This is a genomic window from Pseudomonas sp. A6 (assembly GCF_052367875.1).
Lineage (GTDB): Bacteria > Pseudomonadota > Gammaproteobacteria > Pseudomonadales > Pseudomonadaceae > Pseudomonas > Pseudomonas citronellolis.
In genome coordinates this window covers 2,216,408-2,230,235 of sequence record NZ_CP198970.1, presented here as the reverse complement: position 1 = coordinate 2,230,235, position 13,828 = coordinate 2,216,408, and the positions used below count along the sequence as shown (strand labels likewise).

General features: G+C 63.6%; 14 protein-coding genes and 3 tRNA genes. 4 read left to right on the top strand and 13 right to left on the bottom strand.

Going from position 1 to position 13,828, the window contains the following annotated elements; translation table 11 throughout:
• Positions 1-494: 494 nt before the first annotated feature.
• The 10 genes from ACTWJ5_RS10150 to ACTWJ5_RS10105 all read right to left on the bottom strand — a co-directional run bounded on the left by ACTWJ5_RS10150 (position 495) and on the right by ACTWJ5_RS10105 (position 9,006).
• Positions 495-571 (bottom strand) — tRNA-Pro (locus tag ACTWJ5_RS10150).
• 85 nt (positions 572-656) lie between these two features.
• Positions 657-1,013, bottom strand: coding sequence for a MerR family transcriptional regulator (locus ACTWJ5_RS10145; RefSeq protein ID WP_009617038.1), 357 nt, complete (start codon positions 1,011-1,013; stop codon positions 657-659).
• A complete protein-coding gene (gene ihfA, locus ACTWJ5_RS10140) occupies positions 994-1,296 on the bottom strand; it encodes an integration host factor subunit alpha (protein WP_003090661.1) in 303 nt (100 codons plus the stop codon). The genes ACTWJ5_RS10145 and ihfA overlap by 20 nt, the downstream gene beginning before the upstream one ends.
• A gap of 3 nt (positions 1,297-1,299) precedes the next feature.
• On the bottom strand, positions 1,300-3,690 hold the full coding sequence (gene pheT / locus ACTWJ5_RS10135; protein WP_444438398.1) for a phenylalanine--tRNA ligase subunit beta: 2,391 nt from the start codon (positions 3,688-3,690) through the stop codon (positions 1,300-1,302).
• Between the two features lie 37 nt (positions 3,691-3,727).
• Positions 3,728-4,744, bottom strand: coding sequence for a phenylalanine--tRNA ligase subunit alpha (gene pheS, locus ACTWJ5_RS10130; RefSeq protein ID WP_444438396.1), 1,017 nt, complete (start codon positions 4,742-4,744; stop codon positions 3,728-3,730).
• A gap of 98 nt (positions 4,745-4,842) precedes the next feature.
• The gene (gene rplT, locus ACTWJ5_RS10125; protein WP_003099086.1) at positions 4,843-5,199 is read right to left on the bottom strand and encodes a 50S ribosomal protein L20; all 357 of its coding nucleotides are present in this window, start codon (positions 5,197-5,199) and stop codon (positions 4,843-4,845) included.
• Between the two features lie 21 nt (positions 5,200-5,220).
• Entirely contained in the window at positions 5,221-5,415 is a 195-nt protein-coding gene (gene rpmI, locus ACTWJ5_RS10120; protein ID WP_009617012.1) for a 50S ribosomal protein L35, read from the bottom strand.
• 60 nt (positions 5,416-5,475) lie between these two features.
• Positions 5,476-6,027 carry a translation initiation factor IF-3 gene (infC, locus tag ACTWJ5_RS10115; RefSeq protein WP_174672460.1) on the bottom strand — a complete coding sequence of 184 codons (552 nt, stop codon included), beginning with the start codon at positions 6,025-6,027 and terminating at the stop codon, positions 5,476-5,478.
• Entirely contained in the window at positions 6,027-7,949 is a 1,923-nt protein-coding gene (gene thrS / locus ACTWJ5_RS10110; protein WP_074980400.1) for a threonine--tRNA ligase, read from the bottom strand. Before thrS ends, infC begins: the two co-directional genes overlap by 1 nt.
• Before the next feature lie 223 nt (positions 7,950-8,172).
• A complete protein-coding gene (locus ACTWJ5_RS10105; protein WP_444438394.1) occupies positions 8,173-9,006 on the bottom strand; it encodes an alpha/beta fold hydrolase in 834 nt (277 codons plus the stop codon).
• A 287-nt stretch (positions 9,007-9,293) separates the two neighbouring features.
• Between ACTWJ5_RS10105 and ACTWJ5_RS10100 the strand changes: the two genes are divergently transcribed.
• Entirely contained in the window at positions 9,294-9,662 is a 369-nt protein-coding gene (locus ACTWJ5_RS10100) for a histone-like nucleoid-structuring protein, MvaT/MvaU family (protein ID WP_074980398.1), read from the top strand.
• 433 nt (positions 9,663-10,095) lie between these two features.
• The gene (locus ACTWJ5_RS10095) at positions 10,096-10,320 is read left to right on the top strand and encodes a hypothetical protein (protein ID WP_074980397.1); all 225 of its coding nucleotides are present in this window, start codon (positions 10,096-10,098) and stop codon (positions 10,318-10,320) included.
• A 54-nt stretch (positions 10,321-10,374) separates the two neighbouring features.
• Here the strand turns inward: ACTWJ5_RS10095 and ACTWJ5_RS10090 are convergent, their stop codons facing one another.
• Complete coding sequence (locus ACTWJ5_RS10090) at positions 10,375-10,800, bottom strand: DUF4946 domain-containing protein (RefSeq protein ID WP_444438392.1); 426 nt, start codon at positions 10,798-10,800, stop codon at positions 10,375-10,377.
• A gap of 271 nt (positions 10,801-11,071) precedes the next feature.
• Here ACTWJ5_RS10090 and ACTWJ5_RS10085 point away from each other — a divergent pair, with 271 nt between their 5' ends.
• Together ACTWJ5_RS10085 and ACTWJ5_RS10080 are read left to right on the top strand one after the other, a co-directional pair.
• Positions 11,072-12,940 (top strand): putative bifunctional diguanylate cyclase/phosphodiesterase, encoded by a 1,869-nt coding sequence (locus tag ACTWJ5_RS10085; protein WP_249919337.1) that lies wholly within the window; start codon positions 11,072-11,074, stop codon positions 12,938-12,940.
• 120 nt (positions 12,941-13,060) lie between these two features.
• A complete protein-coding gene (locus ACTWJ5_RS10080) occupies positions 13,061-13,210 on the top strand; it encodes a hypothetical protein (RefSeq protein ID WP_444438390.1) in 150 nt (49 codons plus the stop codon).
• A 309-nt stretch (positions 13,211-13,519) separates the two neighbouring features.
• Here ACTWJ5_RS10080 and ACTWJ5_RS10075 read toward each other — a convergent pair.
• Together ACTWJ5_RS10075 and ACTWJ5_RS10070 are read right to left on the bottom strand one after the other, a co-directional pair.
• Positions 13,520-13,596, bottom strand: a tRNA-Val gene (locus ACTWJ5_RS10075).
• Positions 13,597-13,651: 55 nt separating this feature from the next.
• A tRNA-Val gene (locus tag ACTWJ5_RS10070) sits at positions 13,652-13,728 on the bottom strand.
• Positions 13,729-13,828: the final 100 nt, after the last annotated feature.

The window sequence follows — 13,828 nt, the reverse complement described above, 5'->3', positions numbered from 1 at the left end:
TCGTGCCGGGCAACTAGGCGATTGCCGCTGCCTACATCACCCGCCGGGACCATGTTCCAGTCTGCTACGACCTCGTCATGGAGCGGGGTGAGTCCCCTGCACCCCGTCAAAATGAACGGGGTGAACCTGATGCACCCCGTGGATGCCACGGGGTGCAGCTCACAGCAGAACGGGGTGCAAATGACGACGGAACGGGGGGCAGCTCCTGCATGCGGGCCTGCAACCTGCGCGATGGCGCTATGCACCTTGCTCGCCTAGCCTGCTGCTGGACGCAACCAGCCCCTCCCAAGCATTACCACTAGGCCTTGGATGCCCAACCTAAGCCTGTATCCAGAGGATGCGCCACCTCCCCTTCTCCATGACTGAAAGAAGGCGCAGGAATCTCTGTATTTTCCGGTGGGGCAAAAAGTGGGGCAAAATTCCCGAGCCCCACAAAACCGCCGGGCATAAAAAAATCCAGTCACCGCTAAGTGACTGGATTTTCTAGGGATTTTTGGTCGGGACGGAGTGATTCGAACACTCGACCCCTTGCACCCCATGCAAGTGCGCTACCAGGCTGCGCTACGCCCCGACGTTGCCTTCCGGTTGCCCGGTTGGCGGATCGCACTATACCGTAAGGTTTTCTTTCGGCAAAGCACTTTTTTCATTTTTTTCAGCTACTTGCGCAGCACGTGAAGAACGTCTTCCAGTTCCGCGATCATCTGGCGGATGAGTTGCTTGTACTGGGTGATATCTTCGCGGGCTTCGTCGCCGGAGAGGCGCTGGCGCGCCCCGCCGATGGTGAAGCCCTGGTCGTACAGGAGCGCGCGGATCTGGCGGATCATCAGCACGTCCTGGCGCTGATAGTACCGGCGGTTGCCGCGGCGCTTGACCGGGTTGAGCTGCGGGAACTCCTGTTCCCAATACCGCAGCACGTGCGGTTTCACTGCGCACAAGTCACTCACTTCACCGATGGTGAAGTAGCGCTTGCCCGGAATGGGGGGCAGTTCGTCGTTATGACTTGGTTCCAGCATAAGCCTCAACCCTGGCTTTCAGTTTCTGGCCTGGACGAAAGGTGACGACGCGGCGGGCCGTGATCGGGATTTCCTCTCCCGTCTTCGGGTTGCGCCCCGGGCGCTGGCGTTTGTCGCGCAGGTCGAAATTGCCGAAACCGGACAGTTTCACCTGTTCGTTGTGCTCCAGCGCCTGGCGGATCTCTTCGAAGAAGAGTTCCACCAGTTCCTTGGCTTCCCGTTTGTTCAGGCCCAGCTCTTCATACAGACGTTCGGCAATCTCAGCTTTCGTCAGAGCCCCCATACGCTACTTCCTTAACGTGGCGTTGAACCTTTGCTCCAGCGAGGCGACGATTTTCTGCGTGGTCGCGTTCACCTCGTCATCGTTAAGAGTGCGTGATGGATGCTGCCAGGTCAAGCCGACGGCCAAGCTTTTTCCAAGCGGATCAATACCTTTACCCTGATAGACATCAAACAGCCTGAGGTCGGTCAGGAATTCGCCGGCCTCTTCGCGGATGGTCGACAGGACGGATTCGGCTGGAATATCGCGGTTGACCACCAGCGCCAGGTCGCGGCGCACCTCGGGGAAACGCGACAGTTCGCTGAACTTCGGCAGGCGACCGCGGACCAGTTCGCCCAGCACCAGTTCGAACAGGTAGACCGGGCGATCCAGGTCCAGAGCCTTGGCCAGTTCAGGGTGCAGGGCGCCGACGTAGCCGACCAGTTCGCCATCGCGCTCGACGCGGGCGGTCTGGCCCGGGTGCAGCGCCGGGTGCAGCGCCGGGTGTTCGCCGGGGACGAAGGCGAAGGCATCGGCGGCGCTGGCGCTAGCCAGCAGGGCTTCGACGTCGGCCTTGATGTCGAAGAAGTCGACGCCTTCGCGCACGTTGCTCCAGCCTTCCGGCTCGCGGCTACCGCAGATGACGCCGGCCAGCATGTTTTCCTGCTGCAGGCCCTCGAGCTGGCCGACGAAGCGCAGGCCGCTCTCGAACAGGCGCACGCGGGTCTGCTGCCGGTTCAGGTTGTGCTGCAGCGCCTTGACCAGGCCCGGCCACAACGAGGCGCGCATGGCGGCCATGTCGGCGGAGATCGGGTTGGCCAACATCAGCGGCTGCACGCCCGGGCTGAACAGTTCGAACAGCTTGGGATCGATGAAGCTGTAGGTGATGGCTTCCTGGTAGTCGCGGGCGACCAGCAGGCGGCGCAGCGCCGGCAGCTCGGCCTGGGTTTCCGACTTGGTGTTGGGTGCCAGGCGCGCCTGCGGGTAGCGCACCGGCAGGCGGTTGTAGCCGTACAGGCGGCCCAGTTCCTCGATCAGGTCGACTTCCAGGGAAACGTCGAAGCGGTGGCTCGGTACACCGACCTTCCAGCGCCCTTCCCCATCGGCTTGCACCTGGAACTCCAGCGCGGTGAGCAGACGCTCGATTTCCGCAGCATCCATTTCCATGCCGAGCATCTGGGTGACGCGCTCGATGCGCAGCACCACCGGCTCGACCTTGGGCAGGTGGGCCTGGCTGACCTGCTCGACCACAGGACCGGCTTCGCCGCCGACGATCTGCAGTAGCAGCTCGGTGGCGCGCTCCATGGCGCGGCGGGCCAGTTGGAAGTCCACGCCACGCTCGTAGCGGTGCGAGGCGTCGGTGTGCAGGCCGTAGGAACGGGCCTTGCCGGCAACAGCGATGTTGTCGAAGAAGGCACTTTCCAGGAACAGGTCACGGGTCTTGGCGCTGACGCCGCTGTGCTCGCCCCCCATCACGCCGGCCATGGCCAGGGCGCGTTCGTGGTCGGCGATGACCAGGGTGTCGGTACGCAGGGCGACTTCCTGGCCGTCCAGCAGCACCAGCTTCTCGCCCTCTTCGGCCATGCGCACGCGGATGCCGCCCTTGATCTCGTCGAGGTCGAAGGCATGCATCGGCTGGCCCAGCTCCAGCATCACGTAGTTGGTGATGTCCACTGCGGCGTCGATGCTGCGGATGTCGGAGCGGCGCAGGCGCTCGACCATCCACAGCGGCGTCGGCTTGTTCAGGTCGACGTTGCGGATGACGCGGCCCAGGTAGCGCGGGCAGGCGTTCGGCGCCAGCAGTTCGATGGAGCGGACTTCATCGATGCTGGGAGCAACCGGCTGCATATCGACGAAAGTGACCGGCGCCGAGTACAGCGCGCCCACTTCGCGGGCCAGGCCGGTCAGGGACAGGCAATCGCCACGATTGGGGGTCAGGCCGATTTCGATGGAGGCGTCGTCCAGCTCCAGGTAGTCGCGGATGCTCGCGCCCACCGGGGCGTCGGCAGCCAGTTCCATCAGGCCGGCGTTGTCGTCGCTGATTTCCAGCTCTTTGGCCGAGCACAGCATGCCGTTGGACTCCACGCCACGCAGCTTGGCCTTCTTGATCTTGAAGTCGCCCGGCAGTTCGGCGCCGATCATGGCGAAGGGGATCTTCAGGCCTGGGCGCACGTTGGGCGCGCCGCAGACGACCTGGAAGGTCTCGCTGCCGTTGCTGACCTGGCAGACGCGCAGCTTGTCGGCGTCCGGGTGTTGCTCGGTGCTCAGCACCTCGCCCACCACCACGCCGCTGAAGGCGCCGGCGACGGGGATCACGGCATCGACCTCGAGGCCGGCCATGGACAGACGAGCCACCAGCTCGTCGCGGGAAACCTGCGGATTCACCCAGCTCCGCAGCCATTGTTCACTGAATTTCATCCTGTTCTCCTAAGAATTCGTTGACGTCGTACGCGGCCTAGCGGAATTGCCCGAGGAAGCGCAGGTCGTTGTCGAAGAACAGGCGCAAGTCGTTGACGCCGTAGCGCAGCATGGCCAGGCGCTCGATGCCCATGCCGAAGGCGAAGCCCTGGTATTTCTCCGGGTCGATGCCGGACATGCGCAGCACGTTGGGGTGCACCATGCCGCAGCCCATGACTTCCAGCCAGCCGGTCTGCTTGCATACGCGGCAGCCCTTGCCGCTGCACAGCACGCACTGGATGTCGACTTCCGCCGAAGGCTCGGTGAAGGGGAAGAACGACGGGCGGAAGCGCACCGAGAATTCCTTCTCGAAGAAGGCGCGCAGGAACTCCTCGATGGTGCCCTTGAGGTCGGCGAAGCTGACGTCTTCATCGATCAGCAGGCCTTCGACCTGGTGGAACATCGGCGAGTGGGTCAGGTCGGAGTCGCAGCGGTACACGCGGCCGGGGCAGACGATGCGGATCGGCGGGCGCTGGCTCTCCATGGTGCGCACCTGTACCGGCGAGGTGTGGGTACGCAGCAGCATGTTCGCGTTGAAGTAGAAGGTGTCGTGCATCGCCCGCGCCGGGTGGTGGCCGGGGATGTTGAGCGCTGCGAAGTTGTGGTAGTCGTCTTCGACTTCCGGGCCCTCGGCCACTTCATAGCCGATGCGGGTGAAGCATTGCTCGATGCGTTCCTTGGTACGGGTCACCGGGTGCAGGCCGCCGGAGGTCTGGCCGCGGCCCGGCAGGGTCACATCGACGCGCTCGGCCGCAAGCTTCGCCGCCAGCGCGGCGCCTTCCAGGTCGGTCTTGCGGACGTTGAGCGCCTCCTGGACCTTTTCCTTGGCAACGTTGATCAGCGCACCCACCTTGGGGCGCTCCTCGGCCGGCAGGTCGCCCAAGGTCTTCATCACCTGGGTCAGCTCGCCTTTCTTGCCAAGATAGTGGACCCGGATCTGTTCCAGGGCATTGACGTCTTCGGTATGTCGCACAGCCTCCAGGGCTTGGGAGACCAGCGCGTCCAGGTTTTCCATGTACCAACTCCAGATACGAAATAGGGGAAGAGCGGTTAGGCTCTTCCCCTATCGGTGACGTTACGTCCCGGATAAGAATCCGGTGATTGTCTTAGGGCTTAAGCCAAGCTCGCCTTCGCTTTTTCGACAATCGCGGTAAACGCCGCTTTTTCGTTCACAGCCAGATCGGCCAGGACCTTACGGTCGATCTCGATGGCCGCCTTTTTCAGGCCGGCGATCAGACGGCTGTAGGACAGACCGTTCTGACGAGCACCAGCGTTGATACGGGCGATCCACAGAGCGCGGAACTGACGCTTACGCTGACGACGGTCACGGTAGGCGTATTGGCCAGCCTTGATCACCGCCTGCTTGGCAACGCGGAACACGCGGGAACGCGCGCCGTAGTAGCCTTTGGCGAGTTTCAGAATCTTCTTGTGACGACGACGGGCGATCACGCCACGCTTAACACGAGCCATTTATCTATCCTCTACCAGAAATCAACGCAGACGCAGGGAGCGTTCTACACGGCGAACGTCGGAAGCAGCGAGCATCGAGGTGCCGCGCAGCTGACGCTTACGCTTGGTGGTCATTTTGGTCAGGATGTGGCTCTTGAAAGCGTGCTTGTGCTTGATGCCACCAGCAGTCACTTTGAAGCGCTTCTTGGCGCCACTCTTGGTTTTCATCTTTGGCATGTTTGGTACTCCGCATTCGTTAACAACTGATAACCATCAGGCCTGCCAGTGCCCGGGAGGTTATTTACGCTTCTTGGGAGCGATGACCATCATCAGCTGGCGTCCTTCCAGCTTAGGATGCTGTTCCACGGTGCCGTATTCGGCGAGGTCGGTCTCGACCCGCTTCAACAGCTCCATGCCCAGCTCCTGGTGGGCCATCTCACGACCACGGAATCGCAGGGATACCTTGGCCTTGTCCCCTTCACTAAGGAAACGTACCAGGTTGCGTAGTTTTACCTGGTAATCCCCTTCTTCCGTCCCTGGACGAAACTTGATTTCTTTGATCTGTTGCTGGTGCTGGTTTTTCTTAGCCGCAGCCGCCTGCTTCTTCTTCTCGAACAGGTGCTTGCCGTAATCCATGATGCGGCAGACAGGAGGCACCGCATCGGCAGAGATTTCAACCAGGTCCAGCTTGGCCTCGTCGGCGTGGCGCAGCGCCTCATCAAGGGTCACTACGCCGATCTGCTGACCGTCGGCACCGATCAGACGCACTTCGCGTGCGGTGATGTTCTCGTTGATCGGTGGTTTCGGGAGAGCCCGCTTATCCTGCCTCATTTCACGCTTAATAATGATTACTCCGAGTCTTGGCGACCACGCCGGGAAACCGCCCGAGTCAACAGCTCGACGAACTGGGAAAGCGGCATCGAGCCGAGGTCTTCCCCTTCGCGCGTGCGTACTGCGACGGCCTTCGATTCAACCTCCCTGTCTCCAATAACCAGGAGATAGGGAACCTTGAGCAAAGTATGCTCGCGGATTTTAAAGCCGATTTTCTCGTTTCTCAAGTCGGACTTGGCACGGAATCCGCTTTCCTCGAGCGCTCGGACCACTTCCTCGGCGAAATCGGCCTGCTTGTCGGTGATGTTCATCACCACCGCCTGGGTCGGCGCCAGCCAGGCCGGGAACAGGCCGGCATAGTGCTCGATCAGCATGCCGATGAAGCGTTCGAAGGAGCCGAGGATGGCGCGGTGCAGCATGACCGGGCGCTTGCGGTTGTTGTCTTCGGCGATGTAGCTGGCGTCCAGGCGCTCCGGCAGGTTCGGGTCGTACTGCAGGGTGCCGCACTGCCAGTTACGGCCCAGGCAGTCCTTCAGGGTGAACTCGATCTTCGGGCCGTAGAAGGCGCCCTCGCCCGGCTGGTATTCCCATTCCAGGCCGGATTCGTTCAGAGCGTCCGCCAGCGCGCCTTCGGCACGATCCCACAGTTCTTCGGAGCCCACGCGCTTGGCCGGACGGGTGGACAGCTTCATGGAGATGTCGGAGAAGCCGAAGTCGGCGTAGACCTGCAGGGTCAGCTTGATGAAGTCGGCCGCTTCCTTCTTCACCTGGTCCTCGGTGCAGAAGATGTGCGCGTCGTCCTGGGTGAAGCCGCGCACGCGCATGATGCCGTGCAGCGCGCCCGACGGCTCGTTGCGGTGGCAGGCGCCGAACTCGGCCAGGCGCAGCGGCAGGTCGCGGTAGGACTTCAGGCCCTGGTTGAAGATCTGCACGTGGCACGGGCAGTTCATCGGCTTGACCGCGAAGTCGCGACTTTCCGACGAAGTGGTGAACATGTTCTCGGCGTAGTTCGACCAGTGGCCCGAACGCTCCCAGAGGATGCGGTCGACGACCTGCGGGGTACGCACCTCGACGTAGCCGTGGTCGCGCTGCACCTTGCGCATGTATTGCTCGAGCACCTGATAGACGGTCCAGCCGTTGGGGTGCCAGAACACCATGCCCGGCGCTTCTTCCTGCAGGTGGAACAGGTCCAACTGCTTGCCGATGCGGCGGTGGTCGCGCTTCTCGGCCTCTTCGATGCGCTGGACGTAGGCGGCCAGCTGCTTCTTGTCGGCCCAGGCGGTGCCGTAGATGCGCTGCAGCTGCTCGTTCTTCGAGTCGCCGCGCCAGTAGGCGCCGGAAATCTTGGTCAGCTTGAAGGCCTTGAGGAAGCGGGTGTTGGGCACGTGCGGGCCGCGGCACATGTCCACGTACTCTTCGTGGTAGTACAGGCCCATCGCCTTCTCGTCGGGCATGTCCTCGACCAGGCGCAGCTTGTAGTCCTCGCCGCGGGACTTGAACACCTCGATGACTTCGGCACGCGGGGTCATCTTCTTGATGACGTCGTAGTCCTTGTCGATCAGCTCGGCCATGCGCTTCTCGATCGCCGCCATGTCCTCGGGAGTGAAGGGGCGCTCGAAGGAGATGTCGTAATAGAAGCCTTCGTCGATCACCGGGCCGATGACCATCTTCGCGCTCGGGTACAGCTGCTTGACCGCATGGCCGACCAGGTGCGCGCAGGAGTGGCGGATGATTTCCAGCCCTTCCTCGTCCTTCGGGGTGATGATCTGCAGGGTCGCGTCGTGCTCGATCGGATCGCAAGCATCGACCAGCTTGCCGTTGACCTTGCCGGCCACGGTGGCCTTGGCCAGGCCCGCGCCAATGGATTGCGCCACCTCGGCCACGCTGACCGGGTGATCGAAGGACCGCTGACTACCGTCGGGAAGAGTAATGATGGGCATGGCGCCTCCTCTCCTAGTGGTGACCCCTACGAAAGGCCACATGGGTTGGGATGTGCCAGTAAGCGTCGCCCGCCGGGCAGGCCTGCCTCACAGTGGCAGGCGCCTTTTCGGCACCCTGCGCTTGCGCGCGCGGACGGAGATCACTGGAAGAAAAACGAACGAAGCCCCGGCGAGCGGGGCAGGTCGCCATGGTACTGCATGTCGAGGCAACTGACGAGCGGCATCAGTGCGCGTCGATGAACTCCAGCACGGCGCGATTGAAAGCGGCCGGGCGCGTGGCGTTCATGCCGTGGGAAGCGCCGGCGATGACGCTGCTGCGCACGTCCGGCAGCGCCTGCGCCAGAGCCTGGACCACCTGCGGGAAGGGCTCGGGGCTGAGTTCGCCGCGCAGCAGCAGGGCCGGCACCGCCAGCGTGGCCAGGCGCGCGCGCCCGAGCGGCTCCGGCCGATCGGCGACCTGGCCGATCAGCGTCATGGCGTTATCGGTGGCCATGTCACGGAAGTGCCGCGAGGAACGCCGCCAGATCCCTGACCCGCTGACGGTGTCGACAAACAGCTCCAGGCCCGCCTCGACCTCGCCCTGGCGGATCAGCTGCAGCGCTTGCTCGCGGAAACGGTTGCGCTCGGCCGGCGGCGCCGGCATCGCCACGCCGGCGGCCTGGAACAGGTCGGCGGCGAAATCCCCGCCCGGGTCGCACAGCACCAGCGAACGCAGGCGCCCGGGCGCCGCCAGCGCCAGGCGCAGGCAGATATTGCCGCCGCGCGAATGTCCGAGCAGGTGCACCGGCTCGTCCAGCCTTTCGATCAGCGCAAGCAGGTCCTCGACATGCTGGGCGGTAGTGAAGTCCCCGCCCGCGCCATTCCAACGCTCCGGGTAATAATGCCGAAGGCTGGGCGCCAACAGGCGATAACGTTCGCCCAGCCCGCGCAACTGCCATTGCCAGTAGCGGTAATCGCAGAGCGAGCCGTGCACCAGAACCAGCGGCACGCCCTCCCCTTGCTCCAGGTACGCCAGTTCATGCCCATTGAGCGAATACGACTGGATATTCGAAAGCATCTACATCCCCACCCCATGGTGCACGCAAGTTATCGGCGGCTCCCATGGCGAACCGCCATCTAGTTTGATGGAGGGCGATTATCCGTGATTCGCGCCATGGCGATAAAGCCATACATTCGGAAGGACCTTTGCAATGCCGCGAAAAATACCTGGTCGAAGATTAATTATTGCATCGCCCGCTTATTTAAATTAATAATTCGCCGCCCACATAACTTTCCGAACACAATGGTCGCCGAATAGCTGCGCACCGATATCCGTTTCGGAATGACCTGCCCTGGAGTGCAAACATGTCCAAACTCGCGGAATTCCGTGAAGCCGAACGCCTGCTCAAAGAACAACTGGCCCTGCTGGAAAAACTGAAGAACGACAGCTCCCTGAAGAAGGAACTGGAATTCAAGGATCAGCTGCAGGCGCTGATGGATGAATACGGCATGAACCTGCGCAACGTCATCGATATCCTCGACCCGCAGGGCACCGCCAACAACACCGCCGCCGCGCCGGCTGCCAGCGCCCCGCGCCGCAGCCGCCAACTGAAGGTGTACAAGAACCCGAACAACGGCGAAGTGGTGGAAACCAAGGGTGGCAACCACAAGACGCTGAAGGCCTGGAAACAGCAATACGGCGCCGAGACCGTGGAGTCCTGGCTGCAGAAGTAATGCCCCGTCCCGCGGCGGCCGATGCCGCCGCGGGAACCTTCGCGGAAACATCCGCTGACGACCCGCACTTGAAAGACCCGCCCGGCATCCGGATAATGCCGCCCGCGAGTCATGAACTTCAGGTCGCCCCTCCCGACGCCGCCCACCCCAACCAGGGCGCCGCAGCCGGGATACACAGGGCCACGGCCAGCAGCCAGTCACTGGCAGGCGTATCCAGAGCACCCCTTGAGGTGCAGTAAATCGTCCTTACATATTTGGCAAGCCCGAACTTCGGGGGCTGGCGTATTCTCCCGCCATGGCGCCCTCGAAAGACCTCTTCGAGTTTTCATTCGCTGCCACATTCCGGTCATGGATATCACGCATTCTGCGTTCGACCGGAGTTTTTTACGTTTCACGCGGTCATAGGACCGTGACTATTTGGAAGAAAGACAATATGAAAAAAAGCACTCAGATCCAGGAGGCGATCCGCACCCTCAAGGCAGCTTTCGCCCCGCTCAACTGCATCATCCTGGCACCGCGCAAAGACAGCTTCAGCTTCGCCCTGGTGGACGAACACGGCATCGCCTGCCATAGCGAGCGACTCTATCCGCAGCAATACCAGGCCGCAGAGCCGCTGCAGGCCGTCATCGCCCGCGTGCAGAGCACCCTGGCCGCCTGATCGGCACCCGACGAAAAGCCCCGCGAATGCGGGGCTTTTTCATTTCCGGCCCGCTCACTCCAGGCGCAGACCAGCCTTGAGCGCCGCCACCTCGGCAAGTCGCTGCGGGTAATCAGCCGCCGGCGCGACATAGGTCAGCGAATAGGCCGCCTCCTTGCCCAGCGCGACCTGCACACCCTGCTTCATGGCCTCGCTGCCGTTCTGGCTGATCGAGCAGACCAGCTCCAGGCCGTCCAATCCCCCAAGGGATGCCTGCCGCGGCTTGCTGCAGGCCGCCTGGAAGCCCTGGCGCAGGAAATCGACCTGCAGCGACTTGCGCATCTGCAGGATCACCCGCTGCAGGTCCACACCCTTCACCTCGGCCAGGCGGCTGCGGGTGATTTCCACCACCAGCGCCTGGGAGCCATCCGTCGCCAGCCTGACGCCGCGCTCGCGACGCAGCGCCGCAGCGTCGTCCGGCGCCTCGGGCGAACGCGTCACCTGCCAGCCCTCCGGCCATTCCGCCAGCCCAGCAGCCGTTGCCAACCCACTCGCCGCGCACAGCAGAAACACCCCGAGCCCTCGGCCCCACCCACCACTCATGCCACGCCTCCCACACTTCCCGACCAGCAGTAGTCGCGAAACGCCACTGCACTTTTGCCAGACAAACTACACTGATTGCCGTCGATTGGCTGTTGAGCCCCGGCCGGCAATTCGTCGCTCGATGCACCCGCCACGCCAGAGACCGGCAACGCCCACGAGGGAATACGTGATGCGCAGCGAAAAATCCAAGGACGCCAGGCAACCCTTCGCCACCCCGACACCCGACGAGACGCCGGAAGCGCCCCCGCTGTTCCCGGTCGCCAGCGACGAGCAGGAACGGCTGCGCTCACTCTACGCCACCGGTTATCTCGACGCGCCGGCCAACCCGCAGTTCGACTCCTTCACCCGCCTGGCCGCGCATCTCTACGGGGCCCCCATCTCGGCCATCTCGCTGATCGCCGCCAAGCGCGCCTGGCTGCTCTCCGCACACGGCCTGCCCCACGGCCTGAACACGCCGCGCGAAGACTCCTTCTGCGCGCGCTGCAGCCTCAAGCCCGGCGGCGTGATGATCGTCGAGGACGCCTCGCTCCACCCCGAATTCGCCGACAACCCCCTGGTCACCGGCCCGCTCGGCTTTCGCTTCTATGCCGGAGTGGCCGTCAAGGACGCCAGCGGCCGCGCCCTGGGCGTGCTCTGCGTGGTGGACACCCAGCCGCGCAGCGCCAGCGAGGAGGAACTCGGCCACCTGCGCGACCTGGCCGACTGCATTTCCGCCCTGATCCAGCGCGACCAGAAAATCTCCCAGGAAACCGATCGCGACCCGGTCAGCGGCCTGCCCAACCGCCAGGCATTGCTGCGGGTGCTCGCCGACAAGCTGGGCCACTACCACCTCGACGACGACTTCCCCACGCTGATCACCCTCGACATCGAGGATTTCGAACAGCTGCGCAACGGCCTCGACCCACGCGAGACCGACGCCCTGCTGCGAGCCTTCGCCGGGCGGCTGGAAGACTGCTTCCCGCAGGCCGAACTGCTCGCCCACCTCGGCGCCGACGAATTCGCCGCCCTGCTTCCGCAGCGCCTGGACGAACAAGCGCTGACGCAACTGCTGGGCAACGCCATCGAGCAACTGGGCGAGCCCTTCATCCTCGATGAACGCAGCCTCTCGCTGACCGTCACCGCCGGCCTCGCCTCCACCTCCGACGAACAGCTCAGCGCCGACCGCCTGCTGCGCAACGCCATCCTGGCCAAGCGCGACGCCCATGCGCAGCCGCTGGACAAGTGGCGGCAATACACCCCGGAACTGGAGTCCAGCCTGCCGCCGCTGAACCCGGCGCCTCAGCTGAACCTGCGCCGCGCGCTGCAATTCGGCGAACTGACCCTGGCCTACCAGCCGATCGTCGCCACCCCGGAGCGGCGCCTGGTCGCCGCCGAGACGCTGCTGCGCTGGAACCACCCGCAACTGGGCCAGGTGCCGCCCTCGGAGTTCATTCCGCTGGCAGAGAAGAACGGCATGATCATCCCCATCGGCACCTGGGTGCTGCGCGAGGCCTGCCGGGAGGCCGCGTCCTGGCCCGGCAACATCAGCATCTCGGTGAACGTCTCGCCGGCGCAGATCAACCGGGCGCTGCCGCCCCTGGTGGCGCAGACCCTGGCCGAATTCCGCCTGCCCGCCGGCCGGCTGATGCTGGAAGTGACCGAAAGCACCGTCCTGGAAGCCTCGCCGGAGAACGTGGCGATACTCGAGGAACTGCGCAGCCTGGGCGTGCAGATAGTGCTCGACGACTTCGGCACCGGCTTCGCCTCGCTCAACTACCTGCTGCGCTTCCCCTTCGACAAGATGAAGGTCGACCGCTCCTTCGTCAGCGGCGTGCTCGAGCGCCATGATTGCCAGACCATCGTCCGCGCCATCATCGGCATCGGCGACTCCCTGGGCATCCCCATAGTCGCCGAAGGCGTGGAAACCGCCGGCCAGCTCGCCTGGCTGCACGACAACGGCTGCCGCCTGGTGCAGGGCTACTTCACCGGCCGCCCGCTGCCCTGCCATGCACTGCGCGCCCTGATCCCCGGCCTCAGGCACAGCGCCAGCGCCGCCTGAGCCGCCGGACGAACGCATCGGCGCCGATACAAACCTTACCCTGCCGATACCAAGTTTCTCGGGACACCCGCGCCGCGGGCGTGTCTACTTTGCGCCCATTTTTCCAACCCTGGTGTCGCCATGCTTTCCAGATTGACCAAAGTCGCCCTGCTGCTCGCCCTCGTCTCGCTCTCCGGCTGCTGGCCGTTCTTCCCGCCCTTCGGTGGGCCGGGAGGTGGCGGACACGGCGGTGGCGGCCATGGCGGCGGGCGCGGCTTCGAGCGCCGTTAAGCACGCAGGGGCACCCGGCGCGACCGGTGAATCCAATCGCGGACGGAGTCCGCTCCTACGCCCGCGCTTTCCCGGAATCGTAGGAGCAACCGTCTTTCCGGCTGCGCCGAGGCGCCCTTGGTAGGAGCGAGCTTGCTCGCGAACAAGCTCCGCTGCAGGACCCATTCGCGAGCAAGCTCGCTCCTACGAAAAGCCATGTGTCCCTGGAAGCGTAGGAGCGGACTCCGTCCGCGATCACCCCAAATCGCGCGCAAACAAAAAGGGCGATCCTCTCGGATCGCCCTTTCTGCTACCGCCGAAGCGGTGAATTGGTAGGCACAATTGGACTCGAACCAACGACCCCCACCATGTCAAGGTGGTGCTCTAACCAGCTGAGCTATGTGCCTAAAGAAAAGGGCGACCGCTTAAGATCGCCCTCTCGCTACCGCCGAAGCGGGAATTTGGTAGGCACAATTGGACTCGAACCAACGACCCCCACCATGTCAAGGTGGTGCTCTAACCAACTGAGCTATGTGCCTAGCGATGGGGGCGCATTCTACGCGAAGGCGTTGAACCGTCAAGCATTTTTTCGCTAACCCCCTGAAAAAGGGAATTTTTTTATGTTCGTCCTTGCGTAAA

Bases quoted from the DNA above. Each gene is read 5' to 3' on its own strand.
- ACTWJ5_RS10145 (WP_009617038.1), bottom strand. From the start codon at position 1,013: ATGCTGGAACCAAGTCATAACGACGAACTGCCCCCCATTCCGGGCAAG.
- ihfA (WP_003090661.1), bottom strand. From the start codon at position 1,296: ATGGGGGCTCTGACGAAAGCTGAGATTGCCGAACGTCTGTATGAAGAG.
- pheT (WP_444438398.1), bottom strand. From the start codon at position 3,690: ATGAAATTCAGTGAACAATGGCTGCGGAGCTGGGTGAATCCGCAGGTT.
- pheS (WP_444438396.1), bottom strand. From the start codon at position 4,744: ATGGAAAACCTGGACGCGCTGGTCTCCCAAGCCCTGGAGGCTGTGCGA.
- rplT (WP_003099086.1), bottom strand. From the start codon at position 5,199: ATGGCTCGTGTTAAGCGTGGCGTGATCGCCCGTCGTCGTCACAAGAAG.
- rpmI (WP_009617012.1), bottom strand. From the start codon at position 5,415: ATGCCAAAGATGAAAACCAAGAGTGGCGCCAAGAAGCGCTTCAAAGTG.
- thrS (WP_074980400.1), bottom strand. From the start codon at position 7,949: ATGCCCATCATTACTCTTCCCGACGGTAGTCAGCGGTCCTTCGATCAC.
- ACTWJ5_RS10105 (WP_444438394.1), bottom strand. From the start codon at position 9,006: ATGCTTTCGAATATCCAGTCGTATTCGCTCAATGGGCATGAACTGGCG.
- ACTWJ5_RS10100 (WP_074980398.1), top strand. From the start codon at position 9,294: ATGTCCAAACTCGCGGAATTCCGTGAAGCCGAACGCCTGCTCAAAGAA.
- ACTWJ5_RS10095 (WP_074980397.1), top strand. From the start codon at position 10,096: ATGAAAAAAAGCACTCAGATCCAGGAGGCGATCCGCACCCTCAAGGCA.
- ACTWJ5_RS10085 (WP_249919337.1), top strand. From the start codon at position 11,072: ATGCGCAGCGAAAAATCCAAGGACGCCAGGCAACCCTTCGCCACCCCG.
- ACTWJ5_RS10080 (WP_444438390.1), top strand. From the start codon at position 13,061: ATGCTTTCCAGATTGACCAAAGTCGCCCTGCTGCTCGCCCTCGTCTCG.